Source organism: Crocosphaera sp. XPORK-15E (genome assembly GCF_034931425.1).
Classification (GTDB): domain Bacteria; phylum Cyanobacteriota; class Cyanobacteriia; order Cyanobacteriales; family Microcystaceae; genus UHCC-0190.
Genome location: NZ_JAYGHQ010000010.1, coordinates 1 through 21,833 on the forward strand (window position 1 = coordinate 1; position 21,833 = coordinate 21,833).

20 protein-coding genes are annotated in these 21,833 nt (G+C 39.3%); 9 read left to right on the plus strand and 11 right to left on the minus strand.

The annotated features are described in order from the left end of the window. Positions 1-154 precede the first annotated feature (154 nt). Positions 155-1,357, minus strand: coding sequence for an HhoA/HhoB/HtrA family serine endopeptidase (locus tag VB691_RS12265; protein ID WP_323291787.1), 1,203 nt, complete (start codon positions 1,355-1,357; stop codon positions 155-157). A gap of 237 nt (positions 1,358-1,594) precedes the next feature. Between VB691_RS12265 and VB691_RS12270 the strand changes: the two genes are divergently transcribed. Further along, positions 1,595-1,777, plus strand: a complete 183-nt coding sequence (locus VB691_RS12270) for a DUF6888 family protein (protein WP_323291788.1) — start codon at positions 1,595-1,597, stop codon at positions 1,775-1,777. Continuing rightward, positions 1,774-1,965, plus strand: coding sequence for a DUF6887 family protein (locus VB691_RS12275; protein WP_323291789.1), 192 nt, complete (start codon positions 1,774-1,776; stop codon positions 1,963-1,965). Before VB691_RS12270 ends, VB691_RS12275 begins: the two co-directional genes overlap by 4 nt. Positions 1,966-2,168: 203 nt before the next feature. On the opposite strand, the gene VB691_RS12280 is transcribed toward VB691_RS12275, so the two are convergent. The 4 genes from VB691_RS12280 to VB691_RS12295 all read right to left on the minus strand — a co-directional run bounded on the left by VB691_RS12280 (position 2,169) and on the right by VB691_RS12295 (position 7,982). Continuing rightward, complete coding sequence (locus tag VB691_RS12280; protein ID WP_323291790.1) at positions 2,169-2,786, minus strand: heme-copper oxidase subunit III; 618 nt, start codon at positions 2,784-2,786, stop codon at positions 2,169-2,171. 109 nt (positions 2,787-2,895) lie between these two features. Continuing rightward, positions 2,896-4,563: a cytochrome c oxidase subunit I gene (ctaD, locus tag VB691_RS12285; protein ID WP_323291791.1), complete on the minus strand. Its 1,668-nt coding sequence runs from the start codon at positions 4,561-4,563 to the stop codon at positions 2,896-2,898. A 28-nt stretch (positions 4,564-4,591) separates the two neighbouring features. Then, positions 4,592-5,539, minus strand: coding sequence for a cytochrome c oxidase subunit II (coxB, locus tag VB691_RS12290; protein WP_323291792.1), 948 nt, complete (start codon positions 5,537-5,539; stop codon positions 4,592-4,594). 1,048 nt (positions 5,540-6,587) lie between these two features. Next, entirely contained in the window at positions 6,588-7,982 is a 1,395-nt protein-coding gene (locus VB691_RS12295; protein ID WP_323291793.1) for a TldD/PmbA family protein, read from the minus strand. Positions 7,983-8,264: 282 nt separating this feature from the next. Between VB691_RS12295 and VB691_RS12300 the strand changes: the two genes are divergently transcribed. From VB691_RS12300 to VB691_RS12320, 5 genes are all read left to right on the plus strand, one after another. Beyond that, positions 8,265-8,507, plus strand: coding sequence for a hypothetical protein (locus tag VB691_RS12300; RefSeq protein ID WP_323291953.1), 243 nt, complete (start codon positions 8,265-8,267; stop codon positions 8,505-8,507). 63 nt (positions 8,508-8,570) lie between these two features. After that, complete coding sequence (locus VB691_RS12305) at positions 8,571-8,957, plus strand: HPF/RaiA family ribosome-associated protein (protein WP_323291794.1); 387 nt, start codon at positions 8,571-8,573, stop codon at positions 8,955-8,957. 113 nt (positions 8,958-9,070) lie between these two features. Then, entirely contained in the window at positions 9,071-10,258 is a 1,188-nt protein-coding gene (locus VB691_RS12310; protein ID WP_323291795.1) for a hypothetical protein, read from the plus strand. Positions 10,259-10,406: 148 nt separating this feature from the next. Further along, a complete protein-coding gene (locus tag VB691_RS12315; RefSeq protein WP_323291796.1) occupies positions 10,407-10,928 on the plus strand; it encodes a cytochrome c in 522 nt (173 codons plus the stop codon). A 92-nt stretch (positions 10,929-11,020) separates the two neighbouring features. Beyond that, a complete protein-coding gene (locus tag VB691_RS12320) occupies positions 11,021-13,555 on the plus strand; it encodes a plasma-membrane proton-efflux P-type ATPase (protein WP_323291797.1) in 2,535 nt (844 codons plus the stop codon). A 43-nt stretch (positions 13,556-13,598) separates the two neighbouring features. Here VB691_RS12320 and VB691_RS12325 read toward each other — a convergent pair whose 3' ends face one another. Further along, positions 13,599-14,351 carry a glycosyltransferase family 2 protein gene (locus tag VB691_RS12325; RefSeq protein ID WP_323291798.1) on the minus strand — a complete coding sequence of 251 codons (753 nt, stop codon included), beginning with the start codon at positions 14,349-14,351 and terminating at the stop codon, positions 13,599-13,601. A gap of 59 nt (positions 14,352-14,410) precedes the next feature. Beyond that, the gene (locus VB691_RS12330) at positions 14,411-15,454 is read right to left on the minus strand and encodes a glycosyltransferase family 2 protein (RefSeq protein WP_323291799.1); all 1,044 of its coding nucleotides are present in this window, start codon (positions 15,452-15,454) and stop codon (positions 14,411-14,413) included. A gap of 545 nt (positions 15,455-15,999) precedes the next feature. On the opposite strand from VB691_RS12330, the gene VB691_RS12335 reads away from it, so the two are divergent. Beyond that, positions 16,000-16,575 carry a Uma2 family endonuclease gene (locus tag VB691_RS12335; protein ID WP_323291800.1) on the plus strand — a complete coding sequence of 192 codons (576 nt, stop codon included), beginning with the start codon at positions 16,000-16,002 and terminating at the stop codon, positions 16,573-16,575. A gap of 8 nt (positions 16,576-16,583) precedes the next feature. Here the strand turns inward: VB691_RS12335 and VB691_RS12340 are convergent, their stop codons facing one another. The 3 genes from VB691_RS12340 to rsmA all read right to left on the minus strand — a co-directional run bounded on the left by VB691_RS12340 (position 16,584) and on the right by rsmA (position 18,749). Beyond that, a complete protein-coding gene (locus VB691_RS12340; RefSeq protein WP_323291954.1) occupies positions 16,584-17,327 on the minus strand; it encodes a dienelactone hydrolase family protein in 744 nt (247 codons plus the stop codon). A 39-nt stretch (positions 17,328-17,366) separates the two neighbouring features. Beyond that, positions 17,367-17,768 (minus strand): tyrosine-type recombinase/integrase, encoded by a 402-nt coding sequence (locus tag VB691_RS12345; RefSeq protein ID WP_323291801.1) that lies wholly within the window; start codon positions 17,766-17,768, stop codon positions 17,367-17,369. Between the two features lie 159 nt (positions 17,769-17,927). Continuing rightward, a complete protein-coding gene (rsmA, locus tag VB691_RS12350) occupies positions 17,928-18,749 on the minus strand; it encodes a 16S rRNA (adenine(1518)-N(6)/adenine(1519)-N(6))-dimethyltransferase RsmA (protein ID WP_323291802.1) in 822 nt (273 codons plus the stop codon). Positions 18,750-18,851: 102 nt separating this feature from the next. Here rsmA and VB691_RS12355 point away from each other — a divergent pair, with 102 nt between their 5' ends. Next, positions 18,852-20,507 (plus strand): MFS transporter, encoded by a 1,656-nt coding sequence (locus VB691_RS12355; protein ID WP_323291803.1) that lies wholly within the window; start codon positions 18,852-18,854, stop codon positions 20,505-20,507. Positions 20,508-20,886: 379 nt separating this feature from the next. Here VB691_RS12355 and VB691_RS12360 read toward each other — a convergent pair whose 3' ends face one another. Beyond that, complete coding sequence (locus tag VB691_RS12360; protein WP_323291804.1) at positions 20,887-21,792, minus strand: glutaminase; 906 nt, start codon at positions 21,790-21,792, stop codon at positions 20,887-20,889. Positions 21,793-21,833: the final 41 nt, after the last annotated feature.

Genomic DNA, 21,833 nt, shown 5'->3' on the forward strand with positions numbered 1-21,833 from the left:
CTTAATATAAAGCCGCCCTAAAACGGCGGGGTTTTAAACCCAATTTTCCGATAATCTTCTGTTAAACCTTTAAGAAATTACAGCATTTTTTCTTTTGTCTGTATTCTGTCTTTTGTCTGGCTAAAACGCATTTTAAATGCGCTTTAGCTCATTTTTAGGATGCCCCTTGCATTTGTGCCGTTGTCACCGTTATGTCTAACAGGCGATCGCCGCGATATAATTTAACTTTTAAACTAGCATTAATCCCCGAATTTTCCACAATATTTTGTAAATCTGACCCATCTTTGACAGGTTTACCATTAACCGCCACAATCACATCACCGCGACGCAATTTCGCTTTATCGGCGGGACTATTGGGAACCACTTGCACCACTAAAATTCCCTCGACTTCCGCAACAATAATAGGAGAATTAGGATTTTGATTATTTTCCCGTGCTATCTCAGGGGTAATATTCACCATTTGCACCCCAATATAGGGATGAACAACCTTTTGTCCGGCTGCTAAGGTTTTTTCGAGGGATTTTGCCTTATTAATGGGAATGGCAAAGCCAATACCCATAGCATCAGTCCGAATAGCTGTATTAATACCAATTACTTCCCCATTAGCATTTAAAAGGGGGCCGCCCGAATTACCAGGATTAATGGCCGCATCCGTTTGGATAAAATCAAGCCGTTTATCGGGAATTCCCGCCTTAGCCGCAGAGCGTCCAATCGTGCTAATAATGCCTAATGTTACCGTATTATCTAAGCCCACAGGATTACCCACTGCGATCGCCCAGTCTCCCACTTGTAAGGCGTTAGAATCTCCTAAAGGTGCAACAGGTAAGGCGGCCCCATTAGGGTTAATGACAACCACGGCCAAATCCGTTACTTCATCGGTGCCTTTGACTTGCCCGTTAAAAGTTCGTCCATCTTTGAGCGTCACCGTTACTTTATTCGCATTATTCACCACATGAGCATTGGTGAGAATAATGCCACTGTCATCAATAATAAAACCAGAGCCTTGACCCGAAATCCGTTGTTGTTGGGGCGAATTAGAGCGAAACTGTTGCCCAAAAAACTCCCGGAAGAAGGGATCATCGAACATGGGATCAATTTGTCTTGTGACCACCGTTTCCGTGTCAATGCGGACTACAGCCGGCCCGGTGCGGGTTACGGCTGCTGAGACAAAGCTTTGTGTCCCCACTTCGAGGGGTGCTTTAGCCAATTCAATTGGCGCAGTTGTTATTACAGACTGTTCTTCTAAAGGGCCAGCTTGAGAGGGGAGAGAATTAAAGCCACCGAAGCAGAGGACAACACTGAGGAAAAGTGTTAGACAATGACTACCCAGTTGGCGCAACAATTTTGCAGAGTTCATAGTTTTCGTAAACGCTTAAAAGGCTGAAATCAAGGGTTTGTCAATCAAATTTCATTCCTATCCTAGCAGAGTAAGCTCTAAAAAAGTAGTCAAGGAGAATTAGGGATTAAATGAAGCTTATCAAGACTTTCGGTATGTGTTCTGTTAAAGATTTTCAAGTATTAGAAGACTTGAAAAATGATTGATCAATGATATGTTATATTTCATCAGTACCTCTATAAAAGCTATAATAGTAGGATGCCCACAGCAGAACAAGCCATTACTTGTTTGGAAATTTGTCACCGACTCTCAAACTTGTTACAACCCGTTTATGTTTTTCGTTATGATGCTACCTTCAAAACTGTGTACATCTTAGCTGGAGAAGCAGAAACAATAGAAATACTTGTTTACTCAAATGGAAATTGGAGATTTGTCTTATGAAAAATTTTGAACAAATGACCCCCAAAGAATTAAGAGAATATATTCGCAAAAACCCTACAAATGAGGAAGCAATTCGGGTTAGAATGAAACAAATAGAAGTAGACCCAAACGCCATTAATGTAGCTTATGGAACATCTGGAAAAGACATAGAAACCATTCTTTCTCAGACAAATTCTCTAAATAAATAACAACAATACCTTTAAATTCCTATGATTAATCTTAGTCAAGACATTGACTCTTTGTCCAACTTTAAACGTAACACAAACGAACTTATTACCCAATAATTTTATGGCTACTCTCTATTAAAATAGTTGAAAAAACTATAAAAAACTGGGTTTTTCCAACAGATAAACATCTAGAAAAACCCAGTTAATACTGTTTTAAGCGAGGTTTATAGCAGGTAAACCAAGATAAAAAGAATAATCCAAACCACATCAACAAAGTGCCAATAAATTTCTGCCGCTTCCACACCAAAAAAGGATTTGCTGCTATAATGACCTTCCTTACGAGAACGCCATAAAACCGAAAGAATTAACAACAGGCCAAAGGTCACATGAAGACCATGAAATCCTGTTAAAGCGTAGAAACAACTGGCAAATAAATTAGTAGTTAATCCCATCTCTAGATGGAAATATTCATACATTTGGCCCATGAGAAAAATGATACCCATGACAGCCGTAATGCCGAACCAAAGTTTTAAGCCAGACACATCATCTTTTTTAATAGCAGCTTGTCCTTTGTGCATGACAAAACTACTAGAAACAAGAATGATAGTATTAATTCCTGGTAACAATAATTCCAGTTCAGGAGTGCCTTCCGGGGGCCAAACTGGCATGACTGTACGATAAATGATAAAGGCCGTAAATAAGCCCAGAAAAATCGCGCTTTCAGCCACTAAAAATAGGGCAATACCAAATAGTCTGTGATCAGGGTGGCCGCCGTGGTGTCCAGACTCTCCACCATGCTCAGTAACGGTTCCGTGGGGTTGTTGAATTGCTGATCCTTGCATAGCAAAATTAAGCTTTGAAATGATTTGATTACGAATGAGAACAAAAGGAAAAAAAGAGTAAGAGCCGTATTAGGGGCATAATTTCTTATGCCCGCAAACGAAAGCAAAATTATTTGGAGTTAGCACCAACTTCCGCCAACATTTCTTCAATAGATTCTTCAGAATCTACCCCTTCAGAATCGGTACCATAATCATAGGGGCCAGCCCATAAAACAGGTTCTTCATCGAAGTTTTCGATAGCAGGGGGGGAAGAAGTTTGCCATTCCAAAGTAAAAGCCCGCCAGGGGTTACGCCCGGCTTTTTCTCCTTTGGTTAAACTGAGGAAAACGTTAATCACAAAGGGAAGACTAGATAGGGCTAATATATAAGCTCCCAGGGTGCAAATTTGATTTAAAGGTTGGAATTGAATGTCATATAAAGCAATACGACGATTCATTCCTAATAGCCCTAATTCGTGCATGGGCAAAAAGGTAATATTTAGCCCAATAAATATGAGAGCAAAGTGAGCTTTACCTAGGGGTTCATTAATCATTCGTCCCGTCATTTTCGGGAACCAATGATAAAATCCCGCAAACAGTCCCATCGCTGATCCCCCAAAGAGGACATAGTGGAAGTGTCCCACCACAAAATAGGTGTCATGGACATGGATATCAAAGGGAAGTGCGGATAACATAACCCCAGTTAATCCCCCCATGACAAAGGTTGCCACAAACCCCACACCAAACAACATAGCCGTGTTGAGGTTTAATTTGCCGCCCCAGATCGTCGCACACCAACTAAAGACTTTAATCCCTGTGGGAACGGCAATCAACATGGTAGCGGCCATGAAGAAGACTCGCAACCAGCCAGGAGTCCCACTGGTAAACATATGGTGGGCCCAGACAATTAAGCCGAGGAAACTAATGGCTAAACTGGAATAGGCGATCGCACGATAACCAAAGATGGGTTTACGAGCATGAACGGGTAGAACTTCCGAAACTACCCCAAAAAAGGGTAGGATCATGATATAAACGGCAGGATGGGAGTAAAACCAGAACATATGCTGGTAAACCACCGGATCACCGCCTCCTGTGGGGTTAAAGAAGCTTGTTCCTGCAATTAAATCAAAAGATAATAGCACTAAAGCGGCCGCGAGGACGGGTGTTGATAAGAGAATCAAAGCAGAAGTCGCCAGCATTGCCCAACAAAATAGGGGCATACTGTGCAAATCCATATCTTTGATCCGCATTTTCAGAATGGTGGTCAGAAAGTTAATCGACCCCAAAATTGAGGAAGTTCCCACCAATAATACGCTTAAAATCCAAATTTCTTCGCCCCATACCCCACTGACTAAACTAAGGGGGGGATAGGAAGTCCAACCGGATTGGGCCGCTCCTTCAGGGACGAAGAAACTGAGTAGTAGGAGGATACCTCCAGGGGGAGTTAACCAAAAAGCCACCGCATTGAGACGGGGGAAGGCCATATCGTCGGCCCCAACCATCAAGGGAATGAGATAGTTAGCAAAAGCAGCCCCTGCTGGTACGATCCAGAGAAAGATCATGATCGTTCCATGGAGTGTCATGAATTGGTTATACATGACAGGGGTAACGAAATCGGGATCGGGGGTTGCTAATTCGGTACGAATAATCTCAGCAAAGGCCCCACCGATGAAATAGAAAAGGAAGGAAGTGACAAGATATTGAATACCAATCACCTTATGATCCGTACAAAAGGTGAAATAATCCGTCCATTTCCTTTGTTGGTGTTCGATTTGGGTTGATTCGACGGTGATTGTCATAGGAGGTTTAATGAATCGATAGAATTCCTTAGAAATGGTGATGATGGCTGACTAATTGGGCCACGGTTGCGGGTTCCATGCCCATTTCTTGGGCGTAGGGGCTTAAAAATTGCCCATCAGAGAGGGTTTGGGGGTTAACAGGGACGGTTTCATCCACACGGGCCTCTTGAACTGGTTTATTGCTTTCTTCCCATTGGGCGTAAGTCTCTGCATTCTCGACGTAGAGAACAGATTTCATGCCACCATGATAGGCTCCGCATAATTCAGCGCAGATGATGGGATAGTTGCCTTCAAGGTTCGCTGTAAAGCCGATAATTGCTTCCCGTCCAGGGATCGCATCTTGTTTTAAACGCAGTTGAGGAACCCAAAAGGCGTGGAGAACATCTCCCGCGTTGAGGTTGAGTCTTACTGGTCTATCTTTAGGAACATGGAGTTCACCGGAGACAATGCCCGTTTCAGGATAAGTAAAAATCCAAGCGTATTGAATGGCTTTAACCTCCACGACTAGAGGGGGGTTGTCGCCATTTTCATCGAAAGATTTGCCAATTCCCAAGGCGATCTGATGATTGTGTCCCTCCATGGCGATTTGTTGAGGGCCTGCATCACCAGAAGTCATGGGATCAAGTCCCCCCATATTGTTATAAGTCTCGAAACTATAGATTGCAAGGATAAAAACAACAATGGTGGGAATGGCTGTCCAGAGGATTTCTAGAGGGACATTGCCTTCAATGGGAGGGCCATCGGTTTGATCCCCTTTACGGCGACGAAATTTAATGACACTGTAGATGAGAACCCCTTCTACTAAGAGAAAGAGGAAGGTGGCAATGGTCATCATAAAGCTGAATATATTGTCCACCTGTTTTGCATCCTCAGACGCAGCCACTGGCATCAGGCCATGGTTTTGACCATACCAAAGACTGATTAAAGTGATGAGGACACCAACGATTAGGGTGATAATGTTACTTGGAATCTTCACAGTTGTTGATGAGGGGTAGACTATTACCTATTTAATAACGGTAAGGCAAACTTCTGGAAATGATGGGCTTTTTTAGGAGAGATTTAAGGATCTTTTGTTTTTCTTTAGGATCTGATGTGGTCAGGGTTTCGGGGAATTGGGAAGATTAGATTAAGAGAAGATGATCGGGACTTTTTATGATAAGTTATCCTTTGCTAATTTTTAGTTTTTTTTAAGGTTTAAATTTTATAATTGTTTTTGTTCTTTTTTCCTGGCTTCAACTATTTGCTAATTTTTTACATATAATTATTATTCTAAACTAATAATAACATATTGGTAAAATGAAGTTAATTGATGCGACAGATCCAGGGTTTAACAGTGTTAAACCTCTACAAAATAATGTTATTAATTTAACGGAATTTAACCCCAATAATTAAGCCAATGTAGGGGCTTAATAATATTAAACCTCATATCTATTATGACCCAGATGGAGGGTTTAACAGTGTTAAAACCCTACAAAATAATGTTATTGATTTAACCCAATTTAACCCCAATAATTAACCAAATGTAGGGGCTTAATAATATTAAGCCTCATATCTATTATGACCCAGATGGAGGGTTTAACAGTGTTAAAACCCTACAAAATAATGTTATTAATTTAACGGAATTTAACCCCAATAATTAACCCAACGTAGGGGCTTAATAGCATTAAACTCCATATCTATTCTGACCCAGATGGAAGGTTTAACAATGTTAAACCCCTACAAAATCATGTTATTGATTTAATGGAATTTAACCCCAATAATTAACCCAATGTACGGGCTTAATACCATTAAGTCCCATATCTATTATGACCCAGATGGAGGGTTTAACAGTGTTAAACCCCTACAAAATAATGTTATTAATTTAACGGAATTTAACCCCAATAATTAACCCAATGTAGGGGCTTAATACTATTAAGCCCCATACCCATTAAACCCTCCCGAACACGCATTCAACTATCCATTATCCATTATCCATTATCCATTGTTGACCATTCCCTTGCCATCACAACAAATAACTTTTTGCTCTACTCAGCTTCTCCCCCAATTACTACATCATTAATTCTTAAACTTGGGCCCCCACAACCAACAGCTAAACCACTTTGTCCCCCTTTACCACAACCCCCAGATTCATCCCAATAAAAATCATCGCCGATCGCCTCAATATTTGCTAAGGTTTTAAACACATTGCCCGACAAAGTAACATCTCTAACAGGTTCAGCAATTTGCCCATTTCTTATCATCCAAGCTTCCCCTGCACTAAAAGTAAACATCTCTCCATTAGTCATTCCTCCTAACCAATTTTTAGCATAAACCCCTTCTTTAATATCTAAAAATAAATCATTAACTGGGGTATTTCCTCGCTCTATCCAAGTATTAGTCATACGAACTAAAGGAGGATAATGATAATTCAAACAACGAGCATTTCCGGTCGGATGTTCTTGTAATTTTCCTGCTGTTTCACGGGAATGTAAACGCCCCACCATGACACCATTTTCAATTAATTGGGTGGTAGTTGCGGGGACACCTTCATCATCATAAAAATAACTCCCCCGATGTCCTTGGGGAGCAGCACCATCAAAAATTTGTAAGCTTTTTGGACCAAATTCTCGCCCTAAACTCATCACCTCCAAAAGATCAGGATTTTCGTACAACATATCCGCTTCGGAGAGGTGGCCAAATGCCTCATGAACGAACAACCCTGTTAAAACGGGGTCGATCACCACTGTATAGCGATCGCCTTTGACTGGGGGCAAAATTAGGGCATTGACGGCACGTTTACCGGCCCCTTGTACCTGTTCATCCAATCTCATTAAATCTTCATAACCGCGCCGTGATCCGGTGGTTTCCCTTCCTGTTTGCACCTTATCCCCATTTCTCGCAGTGGCCGAAAAACGCATTTCGAGATCGGCCCATGATTGCTCAATTAACGTGCCTTCTGAGGTGGCTAAAATAATGTTTTGGGTACTGTCTCCATAACGGACTGAGGTGGTGGTAATTTGGTCGCTAATACGGCGTAAAATGTCGTTATAGTGGTCACATAATGCCTTTTTCTCTGACAAGGGAACATCACGGGGATCACGTCCCGTTAAGGGTAACTGACAGGTTGCTTGAATGGGGTCAATGGGTGCGAGGATGGTTTCTTCATCTCCTACCATTCTTGCTGCGGCGATCGCTTCTTCTATGCGTTGGGGTAAGGTAGATAATTGGTTAAAGGTGGCAAACCCCCATCCTCCCTTATAACAAGCTCTGACTTGTCCTCCCGTAGAAATGCCTTCGCTGAGGGTGTCTATTTTATCTCCCCGTAACATGATGCTAGTGCCTTGGGAGGCTTCGAGACGAATGGCTAAATAATCGACGCGATCGCGGTTTTTTGTAATTAAGTCAGTGAGTATGTTTTTGTAATTAGCAAGATCAGTCATAGTTGGAGAGTAGAATTTTAGTAACGTTTTAATGTTCAACCATTTTATTCTATTACAAATAGTTACTAATAATGTCCACATTTGTCATATTTTTTGGACGCATCCCATTTCTGTAGGTTAACTGTTTTCTTTGGGCTGAGTCCCTTGTCGGTTCTGACTTTGGTTGCTGCTATTACAAAAATGGGATGCTTCCTATTTTTGGGTTTTTTTTACTTCATGATTCGTTACTAATTGCCTTCAATATTTATGGGGAAAGTAAAATAAATAAAGCTACAATAGTAAATAGAAAACTCTCTCCATGTCAGAGGCTACAAGGAAGAGGGTACGATCACAACGGCTTTTGAAATGAGGTTGCAAAATGACCTGGATCGCTTTCATCTAGTGCAAGACGTGGTGGATCGTCTGCTGCATTTGGGTAGCAAGGGAGCCTATCTCAAGCAGATGATGCAGGACAAATTGATCGAGCAGAAGCATTACATCGACAAGCACGGCGAAGACTTGCCGGAAGTCCGCAACTGGAAGTGAGAGACAGGACGGAATGTCGAGGGTTGGAAAGAAAGGCAGCCAGATCCTAGTAATTCCATCTGAATGTTAAGCCAATCACAATTACAACAAGAGAATATTATGCAAATCCAAATCAATACTGGACATAACATCGAAGGTCACGAAGCACTAGCCAATCAGGTTAGTGGTGTAGTGGAAGATAGCCTAAGCCGATTTAGCGATCAGATCACTCACGTTGATGTTCACCTGAGCGATGAGAATAGCGACAAGAAGGGCGGCGGTAATGATATGCGGTGCATGATAGAAGCCCGTCTCGCAGGACACCAACCCCTCGCCGTAACACATCAAGCAGAGACCTTAGACCAAGCTGTTGACGGGGCTGCGGAGAAAGTGAGCAACTTGATTGAACACACCCTTGGGCGACTTGAGCATCAAGCGAGTCATCGGACTGACCCACCTCTGTCTAGCTGAATTAATAGTCAATAAATTTTCCCAGGAGTCAGAGATGAATGTAGAAGACCTGAAAGGAAATAGATCGAAACCTGAGACAAGCTTGAGCAAAAAATTTACGAAAGAGGTACACCATGAACTTATTAACTATTGATGAATTAAGAACTTTAACCACAGCATCAAACCCAACCTGTATCTCGATCTATGCGCCAATTGTGCGTTTAGGAGTTGAAACCCCGCAAAATCAGATTCGACTCAGCAATTTAGTACGGCAAGTGGAAGAAAAATGGGTGGCACTGGGACTGCGGGGACAAGATATCAGAGATTTGCTTCAACCCATTCATGATCTAGATAATGATGACTTCTGGCGACATCAAAGCGATGGACTAGCAATTTTTCTCTCTCCTAATTTTTTCCGTTATTACTGTTTGCCGATCACTTTTCCTGAATTAACAGTTATTGCCGATCGCTTTCACATCAAACCACTACTGGAACTAATGTCGGGAGATGGGACGTTTTATGTTTTAGCCTTGAGTCAAAATCAAGTTCGGTTATTTCAAGGAACCCGTTATCATATTGACGAAATTGAATTAAAGCCTCAGCTTCGGTCGGCTTTAACCCTGAGCGTAGTCGAAGGGTTAACCGATGTACCGACCAACATGGCGGCAGCCTTGCAGTACGATGAACCCCAAAAAACCCTCCAAGTACATACAAGCTCATCAAAAGGCAATAGTGGGATTCTTCATGGACAAGGATCTGGAAACGAAGAACACAAAAATGATTTATTGAGTTACTTTCGCCAAGTTAACAACGGTCTAGAATCTTTCTTGAAAAACCAGCAAGCACCGCTCATTTTAGCAGGGGTTGATTATCTGTTGCCCATTTATCATGAGGTAAACACTTATTCCCATTTGCTACCCGATGGTATCTCTGGTAATACAGAAAACTTGCCCCTAGAAGAACTGCATACCCAGGCCTGGCAAATTGTACAGCCCTATTTTGATCTTGCAAAAGAATCAACAATCTCTCACTATCAGGAACTACAAAGCAGCGAGCAAACCGCCAACACTATCGAAAAAGTTGTCCCGGCCGCCTATTTCGAGCGTGTTGAAACCTTGTTTATTCCTATTGGTGAAAACGTTTGGGGAATATTCGATCCAGAAAAAAATTCCATTCAAATTCATCCTCAAAGGGAAGTTGGGGACGAAGATTTGATTGATCTAGCTGCACTACATACCCTCACCAATGGGGGAACTGTTTACGCAGTAGAGCAGGAAGATGTTCCTGAACATCAAGCGATCGCTGCTGTTTTGCGTTATTAAAACTCAGATCAAGAAGTGTCTGGGTTGCGCCCATCTTAAGGATAATTATGGCCATCTATTTATCTTTAGGGGAAGGCCTCAAAGGTTCACTAATTAATAATGAGTAATGAATAATTATCAATTATTCATTATTCATTGATAACAAACCATGAACAGAAAAGTACAAGTTATTGCTAATAGCTTCTTAGCATTCATTATTGCTCTACTAATTGTTACCTGTGCATCACATCCGCAGTCGGTTGTATCGAGTCAGACAAATACCTTTCGCTCCAACGGTGAACGCATTTATTTTACGTCTATGAGCGATCGCGGCACCAACATTACTTACACTGGGGGGGTAGATTCTAGTGGGATGATGGGGGGTTCATCAGGTGGGATGATGGGAGGTTCATCAGGCGGGATGATGGGCAGTGGCTACCTAACTTGTGCTTCCTGTCATGGGCCCAATGGTCGTGGAGGTATACACACCATGACGGGAATGCAGACAATGAATGCACCGGACATTCGCTGGTCAGCCTTGAAAGGTGAATTTAATGACGAAAAATTCCGATTAGCAGTTACGCAAGGGCAAGACCCCGACGGCACACAGTTAAACAATTATATGCCGCGTTGGGAAATTAAGAATGATGATCTAGCTGATTTAATGGCTTACCTTAAAACATTACCTTGAGAGGAGAAATTGAAAAATCATCTCACATGATAAAAAGCCGATCATTTTAAAACATCTCTATTCTTGAGAATGATTAAAGGAAAGTTAAAAACATGATCGATACACATAGCCACACTGATTCATCTTTGAAGACAAATATATCTCCCTCTCCCGATCAAGAAACGCTTTCCCAGTTATCCTTAGAAGATCTACAAAAACAATTAGGTACATCTAATCAGGGATTAAGCCAAAAAGAAGCAATCCAACGACAATCTCAAGAAGGCTATAACGAGTTACCCGAAGAAACCGTTAGTCCAGTGATGCAGTTTCTCTCCCACTTTTGGGGGCCGATCGCCTGGATGATTGAAGCGGCGGTTATTCTCTCCGCATTAGTGGCCGACTGGGTAGATTTTGGCATTATTTTAGCCCTGCTCATTGGTAATGGTGTGGTGGGTTTTTGGGAAGAATTTCAGGCAGGAAATGCGATCGCTGCTCTCAGGGAAAAACTCGCACTTCAGGCTAAGGTTAAACGGGATAATACTTGGATGACAATTCCCTCCCGTGAACTGGTTTCTGGCGACTTAATTCGATTGCGTTTAGGGGATATTATTCCGGCGGATGTGCGGTTTTTAGCAGGTGATCCTGTAAAGGTTGACCAGTCGGCCTTAACAGGGGAATCTTTGCCCGTAGAATGCAAGGTAGGAGGGGTTTTGTATTCTGGTTCTATCTTAAAACAAGGAGAACTCGATGGCATTGTCTATGCTACTGGAGTTCATACTTATATCGGCAAAACCGCCCATCTGGTACAATCTGCCCATACCGTTAGCCATTTTCAACGTGCAGTCTTAAAAATCGGTGATTACCTGATTTTAATTGCGATGGTGCTGGTAGTCTTAGTGCTGATGGTGACGCTCTTTCGGGGTGATCCCTGGCTAACTACTCTGCGGTTTTTATTGGTGTTGACGGTGGCTTCTATTCCCGTCGCTATGCCCACAGTTTTATCGGTAACAATGGCTGTCGGGGCCCAAAAATTAGCCAAAAAGGATGCCATTGTTAGTCGTTTAGCAGCGATCGAAGAAATGGCAGGTATTGACATTCTTTGTTCCGATAAAACCGGAACTTTAACTCTGAATCAGTTAACATTAGGAGAGCCTTTTTGTCGGGAAAATACGACCCCAGAAGATGTTATTCTCAATGCCTCCCTTGCTTCCCGTAAAGAAGATGAAGACCCCATTGACCTAGCAATTCTTAAGGAACTCAAACCCGATCAACATTTGGATAATTATCGCATTGTCCATTTTCAGCCCTTTGATCCCGTCAGTAAACGCACAGAAGCAACCGTTGAAAATTCTAATCGTGATCGCTTTAAGGTTAGCAAAGGTGCGCCCCAAGTTATTCTCAAACTTTCAAGTAATGTAAAACAGGTACAGCCCCAAGTTGATCAGGCGATCGATGAATTTGCTCGACGTGGGTTTCGCTCTCTGGGGGTTGCTCGTACTGATACTCAGGGAAATTGGCAATTTTTGGGAATTTTGCCATTGTTTGACCCTCCTCGCAGCGATTCTCAATTGATGATTCAGGAGGTACGCAAACTAGGCATTAGCCTGAAAATGTTGACCGGAGATCAACAGGCGATCGCCACCGAAACAGCCCATCAACTCGGACTCAAAGGAGACATCCTCGATGCCAGTTTACTAGAAAAATCGGCTCCCCACCAAGCCGGACAAGTCGCTGATGCGATCGAAGCTGCCGCAGGTTTTGCTCAGGTCTTCCCTGAACATAAATATCATATTGTAGAAGTCTTACAACAACGGGGGCATCTCGTGGCCATGGCTGGAGATGGGGTTAATGATGCTCCTGCCCTCAAAAAAGCTGATGCTGGTATTGCTGTTTCGGGGGCAACAGATGCCGCCCGTGCTGCGGCTGATATTGTTTTACTCACTCCTGGACTCAGTGTCATTGTAGAGGCAATTGAAGAAAGTCGCCGCATCTTTCAGCGCATGAATAATTATGCTATTTACCGAATCACCGAAACGATTCGGATTTTGTTGTTTATGACCCTTTCTATTCTGGTCTATAACTTCTATCCCGTCACTGCCATCATGATTGTGCTGCTGGCTTTATTGAATGATGGTGCGATTATCTCCATTGCTTACGATAACACCTGTCCCGCCAATCGTCCCGAAACCTGGAATATGCCCATTGTTCTTGGACTAGCAACTATTCTAGGGCTAACTGGGTTAGCCAGTTCCTTTGGGATGTTGTATTTGGGGGAACGCTACTTTAACCTTGATCGCAGCATTCTGCAAACCCTGATTTACCTGAAGCTCTCCATCGCTGGACATCTCACCATCTTCGTAACGCGCACCAAAGGGCCTTTCTGGTCGATTAAACCCGCCCGACTTTTGCTGATTGCGGTTCTAGGAACGCAATTTTTAGCAACCCTGATCGCAGTATATGGCATCTTTATGACTCCTCTCGGATGGGGTTTGGCTGGCTTTGTCTGGATTTATGCGTTGATCTGGTTTTTGATTGCAGATTGGGTGAAACAACGTGCCTACGGGGTGTTTAATCATGCCAAACCTGTGTATGTCACCAAGGGTTTTAGAACCTTGACTCAATGGTTTTCTCATTTTCTTTTTAATTGATCTGATCTCAATGGGAATATCAACTAAAATTTAAAACACATTTTTAGCAGTTTTGGCGACGGAACCAAAATAAACTATTAAATATACGATTAATTTTGCGATAAATCAGGTAGTTCAGAAAGTATTTTCTTTTCAATGATGATAATTCATCGTGTATGGGATCTTTGACCTCTCCTATAGAACTCAAACCCCCACCACTGAAACCAGCAACAGTTAAATCTAAATAGTAAACTTTTGTACTTGCAAAAAATCTCATATTCATCTCCCAGTCAGAACAAACTGGATATTTGAGGTTATACTTTCCTAATTTTTTAAAAAGAGAACGCCTGTAAAAAATAGACTGATGGCAAATGTTTTTTTGTAACAATTTATCTAGATTAAATTCACCGTCATAAATTTGACCAGCTTTACCTAAACCAATAATATCATCCAATATCATAACACTGCCATACAACAAACCAATCTCCTCTGGAATAGATTCTGTAAAAATCTTTTGGAAGGTATTATTCTCATAAATTAGATCATTACTTCCTAAAAAAAGTAGCCATTCTCCACTAGACATATCTATACCCTTATTCATAGCATCATAGGGACCATCATCTTTTTCCGTAAGGAATTTTATAAAGTCAAAACGTCTACAATATTCCTGAATGATGTTAATTGTATTATCATTGGAATTTCCATCAACAATGCAAATTTCATAGTCACTATAGTCTTGATTAATTATTGATTCAAGAGAAGTGGCAATGGTTTCTTGAGAATTATATGTTGGAATAATAACAGAAATTTTTTTCACAATTAGATAGATACAAATACGGATAAAAAATACTGCTCAGATTGAACATTCTATGTATCTCAGCACAGAGAAATATATTGTTCTAAACCCAATCTTTTTAACTCTTGTCGAATATAAGTAAAGTCATCACTTTGATTTCTGGGGAAAAAAGTTCTCCGGTATAGAAACTCTACTAAAAATGTCGGATTAATCTGAAATAAATTCCAAAAATATATAACCTTTTCATAAAATTGAGTGGTTTCTTTAATCCCTGCTCTTAACTGCTGCCTTTTATAAATAAAGAGAAGTTTTTCTAGACGCAATCGTTGATAAAATTCAGGATTATATTTCTTAAGAATCGGTAAAGCTGCTTGCACCATTTCTATAAATCGAATCTTCTGATCTGCAGTTTTATGTGCTTCAATATTAGTTGATTGTTGAGAATGAATACGCCATGCTACTAGAGTCTCTGGAATGTGTAAAGTATTACAGACTAAAGCAGCCCGCATTCCCCATTCAAAATCTCCTTCTGGTCCCCAATCTGAACGAAATAATCCTACTTTATCAAAAACTGAACGGCGAATTAATAACTGTAATGGACCAAAATAAACTGTACCAAGAGCGCAGTAAAGAATCCCATCATAAGGAGCTAAACGAATATGACTTTTATTGATTAAGTCACCGTAAAACTGTGAGGATACCAATTTCTCCCAATATCCTTTTAATACTTTCCCTTTAGTATTAATTATTTCACATTTTACATGGCAGATGTCACATTCGGGATGTGCCTCTAAACCTCTTATCATTTTTTCTAAACAATCGGGCTTCATTGTATCATCATTAGTAGCAATGTAAATATACTCCCCGCGAGCTAAACGGATACAATTATTCCAGTTTATATATATTCCTTCTCTGGGAGCTTGAGAAATCTTAAAACGAGAATCTTTTTGAGCAAATTCTTCGATTAATTGCCAAGCACCATCATCTGAGTAGTTATCAATAATGACTAATTCCCAGTCGGTAAAAGTTTGGTTAAGTATTGTCTGAAATCTTTCTTCTAGGTATTCTCGATTGTTCAGACTCGGTAAGACTATTGAAATTTTAGGCGTTTTAAGATGTTCCATTAGGCTTTTAAATCGGCGTTGCTGAATAAACAGTGACGGAAAAAAACTAAAGTGTTTCTGCCATCTAGATCATGAAATACTGTTTTATTTTACCTCACATCAACCAGGCTCATGAAAGAATTGAGTCTATCATATAAGAAATAATTATCTATTTTAAATAATTATCAAATAAATTCCAATCAATCAGGCTCTTTACATTCTGTAATGTATGAGAATTATTCGCAGTAACTAACGAGTTTACGCCGTTTTATGGTATTATAGCAACATTAAAAATCTACAGCCAGTGTGTGCAAAATTGAGAAAACCCGATTTATTCCCGATTTCTCGTTGCTAATAACTCAACTTATCAATAAATTAGGGACTAATTACCCGATCAGGTAAACTTTTTTGAGCATTTGTACTATGTGACATGAAGTTTTGTTAAGCAAAAATCCTGGTGTGAGATAGTTTTGAAGAATCAACGAATTGATCGCTTTTTTTCGATGAAATGAGAGAGAAAATATACAATATCGATATCATGATTAAACATAACGAGGAAAGAAACCATGAATGCTATTACCCTGAATTTAAACTCTATTATTCAGATGACTGATGAGCAGTTCTATCAACTGTGTGAAAATAACCGAGAGCTTAGATTTGAGCGCAATAAACAAGGAGAATTAATCATTATGTCACCTACTGGGGGAGGAACAGGAAAACGAAATTTTGATATTAACTTCCAATTAGGGAAATGGCATGAACAAAAACAATTAGGGGTGTTTTTTGATTCTTCGACAGGGTTTAAGCTTCCTAATGGTGCAGATCGTTCTCCTGATGTCGCTTGGATACCTACAGAAAAGTGGAATTGTTTAACTCAGCAACAACAAGAAAAATTTATCCCTTTGTGTCCTGATTTTATCATTGAATTGCGTTCTCCTTCCGATCAATTAAAAACCTTACAAGAAAAAATGCAAGAATATATTGATAATGGAACTCGTCTAGGTTGGTTAATTAATCGTCAAGATAAACAGGTAGAAATTTATCGTCAGGGACAAGCTAAAGAAGTTTTAGATAATCCTAACAGTTTATCAGGGGAGAATATTTTACCTGACTTTATTTTGATTCTTGATTCTATTTGGTAATAGGTCAATCATAATTCATTTTCAAACAATTCTAAAACTTTTGGCCAAGCATCTTTAGCAGCTTCTGCATTATAACTAGCACGTTGATCACAGAAAAATCCATGCTCTGCCCCTTTATATTGAAACAATTTATGGGGAATATTATTCTGTTTTAAAGCTGTTTCTATCATGTTAACTTGTTCTGGGGGAATACTCCCATCTTCTGTACCAAAGAAAGCATATAAAGTTCCTTTAATTTCTGAAGTACAATCTACTGTTGCTTGGCCTTCTTCTCCTGGTTTCCAATTAGCAATTCCTGCCCCATAAAATGATGCCGTTGCTTTAATTTCTGGAAGGGTAGAAACAAGATAAACCACATGACCCCCAAAACAAAAACCAATTGTCCCTACACCTGTTTTTTTCACTTGGGGTAAGGTATAAAGATAATCAATGGTAGCCTGAATATCTGATAACAATTCTGCTGCTTTGGTCTGATTTTTATAGACTCGACCAATTTTAATTGATTCTGGGGTGTAACCCATTTCAAAACCAGGAGCTTGACGCTGATAAATAGCAGGAGCAATGGCCACATATCCCTGCTTAGCTAACCGTCTCGTTATGTCTCGAATATGCTCGTTAACGCCAAAAATTTCTTGAATAACAATAACCCCAGGAAATATTCCTTCTGGTTGTGGTATTGCTAAGTAGCTATCAATTTCTAAGTTACCGCTTTGAATAGAAACTTGTTGGGTTTTAATCTCTAATTCTGCCATATTTTCTACAATCATAAATAATGTTTACTAGCAACTGAGTTAAGATAAAACAAACAGATACATCTCTGGAAGATTAACTTGTTGAGCAACTAATTTCAGGACTTTAAATACAGATGATATTTTCATAGGTTTACCTAATTTATCGGGAAAGATAAAATCTGAATTTTTTTGATACAGTCCATTGAGATAGACGGTTAAATAGGGTTTTAAGGTGGAAAGAATGGGAACACATTTCGCTTTCCCAAATTCCGATTGATTAATGATAATTTGATCGGCTTTGATGTCACTCACTTTGAGGGACAAAATATCATTAATTCTTGAAGATGTAAAATAGGCTAAGGCAACAATCGTTCGGTATTTAAGGGGTAGGATGTCCAGAAATTCTTCTAAGAGGGAAATTTGCTCTAAGGATTCGGGATGGCTGTAAGTCAGGTTCTGCATGGTTATGGGTATGGGATGAGGAGCAAGAATCTAAAAAAAAGCTTAATATCTTTCTATCCTAACAAATAATTCCTAAAAAATAACAAAATTGTATAGAAGACAACCAAACTTTGACCTAGACAGGAATCTAGGGAATCTGGTATCGTCGAGAGGAGTCTTTTAGGGAAGGAGGGATTTACATTTATTGCTTAATTCTATCCATTGCTCTAGATCAAGTTCTTCTGCACGGACTTGAGAATTGAGATTTAATTGTGTTAGTAAGTCTATCAAGCGATCGCTATCGATAAGACTTTTTAGATTATTGCGTAACATTTTCCGACGACTCGAAAATCCTAATTTAATTAAAGTTTCTAATTGTTTGGGGTTAAGGGCTGAATTTTCAATAATTCTGGGACGCAAAGCAATGACAGCAGAATCAACTTTTGGTGGGGGAGAAAAAGCTTTACTAGGAACATCACAAACATAGTCACATTGAGCTAAATACTGCATTTTTACCGATAATGCACCATAATCTTTCTTTCCTGATGGTGCAATAATTCTTTGGGCAACTTCTTTTTGAACCAATAAAACAATTAATTCATAAGCAGGAGTTTTGGGGTAAACAATGCTTCCTAATAATTTCTCTAAAATGGGACTCGTAATATTGTAAGGTATATTAGCGACTACTTTATTAAGAGGTAAAAATCCAGGAAAATCTTTGGCTTGAGTTTCGATATCTAGTTTGAGAATATCTCCTTGTAACAATAAAAAGTTGTCAATGTTTCCCAAGGTTTTTACTAACTGTTTACATAAATCTCTATCCAGTTCAACCGCAATTAAAGATTGAACAATAGGTAAGAGACGACGGGTCAAAATTCCTGTGCCTGGGCCAATTTCTAAGACGCGATCGCCCTCTTTTAATTGAGCCGCGGTTATAATATGTTCTAAGGCTTGTTCGCTGCGTAACCAATGTTGAGCAAAACGTTTACGAGGTTGAGGCATAATTGATCACTTAAAACTAATTTAAAATAAAGCTCAAAACCATCTATAATGCTTCTGAGGAATCAGAATATTTTATTCCCCGACTAACTAACTTCTAATTTTATGATAACATCTCCTCAATCTGAAAAACTTAACTTTACCACAAAACTCGCCTATGGTGCCGGAGATTTTGGCCCAGCAATTACGGCGAATATTTTAGTATTTTACTTGCTTTTTTTCTTTACCGATGTAGCAGGTTTACCTGCGGGTTTAGCAGGAAGTGTTCTGATGATTGGGAAAATTTCTGATGCGATAAATGACCCCATTATTGGCATTTTAAGTGATCGTACTCGTTCTCGTTGGGGTCGTCGTCTTCCTTGGATTTTAGGAGGAATATTGCCCTTTGCTTTATTGTATTGTTTACAATGGATTATACCTCATTTTAGTGATGATATTAATACTAACCAATGGAGCTTATTTGCTTATTATGTATTAATTGGTATTTTGTTTAATATTACCTATACTACGGTTAATTTACCTTATACAGCGTTAACTCCTGAACTGACTCAAGATTATAATGAGCGAACAAGTTTAAATAGTTTTCGCTTTTCCTTTTCTATTGGGGGAAGTATTTTATCGTTAATTCTCTATATCTTAGCCTCTATTGCTTATCCTAATGATGCTCAAACCAGATTCTTTGTTCTGGGATTAAGTTGCTCTATTTTGGCAATTATAGCGTTGTTGTGGTGCAGCTTACGAATTCAAGAAAGAGGCGCAAATCCTATCTTGAATTTAGCTAAAAAAAAGAAATTAGGCAACATTTTAACCTTGCTTGGTATATTAGGTTTTATTTACGGAATTTTGAGGATGATTCCTGGCATTTCACCCCTAATTGGGGGTAATAGTCAGTTAGATTATGTCAGCTTTTTTGCCTTGTTAGCAAGTTTATTAATCCTGGGTTTTGGACTAACTTTAGTATTTAGTAAAACAGAAGATCATTTAGTTAATAAAGAAGCGCAAGAAGAAAACGAAATAGAACAAATCATACCGTCTTTATCATTTCCTCAACAGCTAAAAATCGTTTTTAATAATCGTCCTTTTCTCTTTGTAATCGGTATTTATTTATGTTCCTGGTTAGCAGTTCAGTTAACAGCTTCAATTCTCATTTATTTTGTGGTTAGTTATATGAGGTTAGGAGAAGATACATCAGGTTTTGTTGCTTTAGCTGTCCAAGGCACTGCTTTAGTAATGTTATTTTTTTGGCAAGCAGTGAGTAAAAAACTTGATAAAAAAATTGTCTATTTTATGGGGATGGTAGTCTGGATAATTGCCCAAATAGGATTATTTAGTTTACAACCTGGACAAGTTAATTTAATGTTTATTTTCGCAATTATGGCAGGGTTTGGGGTATCGGTTGCTTATCTAATTCCTTGGTCAATGGTTCCTGATGTGATTGAATTAGATGAATTAGAAACAGGGCAAAGAAGAGAAGGGGTTTTCTATGCGTTCATGGTACTCTTACAAAAGTTTGGGTTAGCCTTAGGATTATTCTTAGTGGGTGTGGTTTTAGAAGCAGCAGGATTTATCGCAAGAGTCCCTGGTGAAGCTATTCCTATTCAACCTGATAGTGCCTTATTAGCGATTCGGATTGCAGTGGCTCCCCTTCCTGCTATAATTTTAATTATTGGCTTAGTATTAGCCTATTTTTACCCAATTACCCGCGAAGTTCATGCAGAAATTCGCTTAAAATTGAGAGAAAGACAGGAACAGAATAGTTAAAATTGGTTTTAATCAACAGTCTCTTATCTGAACACTTTAAGGCCCTGTCTTCGGACGGGGGTTTTTTTTTCAGGTAGTAGAGAGGTGTGACAATTATAAAAGTGTCCTCTTTCCCTTGCATTAAAATATTGTCGGTGTATACTCGTAGGTAAGTTGATACAAATTAAGTATCGAAATGGTGTGAGTGAGTAAGTAGAAAAGCACTTGGGGTCGAAACACGGCAAGACTCCCAGGTGCTTTTCTCATTGAATAATGTTTGTAGTAAGCACTAAAGATATCAACAAAATACTGATAAAAATTAACCCAAATAAAATAAAGCTGGTTTTCTGCGATCGCTGCCATATTTGAGCATAACTTAATTGATCATTGATATCATAGTTTAACTAGCTAAAAATTGAGCAATTTTTTTGATAATAAATAAACTAGAGATTGAGTTCCCTTCTGCATCTAGAGGAGGACTATAACAAGCGATCGCCCCTTGTTCTGGTACTAAGGATAATATAGCACCACTGACCCCAGATTTGGTAGGAAATCCTACTTTTTTGGCAAAGTTTTCTGATGCTTCATAAAGTCCACAGGTAGTCATAATTTCCCTCACAATTAAACAATTTTCTTGAGAGAGAGAAGGGGAGCAATTTACTAATAATAAACCCAAACGAGCTAAATCAATAATGGTTCCCGAAAGACAACAAATTTGATTATAAGCATCTAAGGTAATTTCAGGCTCATTTATTTGGTTTTGTTTTACTAATTCTTGCAGAATTGCTTGATTACGAATATTGGGTAAAGATTGAACAGACTTTAACATTAATTTATCTAAAAATAGGTGACAATTAGCCTGTTTATTTAACCATTCTTGTAAATTTTTAGAGCGAGTTTTACCATCTTTTCCAGGCAATAAAGAAGCTAAGGTGATGGCCCCACTATTAATCATCGGATTTCGAGGAAAACCTTGATCTATCTGTAATTGTTCAAGAGAATTAAAGGGATAATTAGAAGGATCACGGCCAACCTTATTAAAAATAAATTCTTTTCCCAATTGTGAAAGTAAATAGAATAATAAAAAAGGTTTAATAATACTCATCAAAGGGAAAGTTTTATCAATGTCTCCCTGTGCATTAATTTGATGATTGATAGGGAGAATACAAACTGCTAATAAATTGGGAGCCGTTTGCTGCAATAAGGGGATATAATTAGGGAGTTTACCTTTATTTGCTGCTTGAGATGCTTCAGTTAACCACTGTGATAATTGTTGAGAAGTCAAGTTAGTTAGTAGTTGGCCCATTCTCTTTTTTAAATAGTAATTTTTTTCGTGTTTTTGATAAA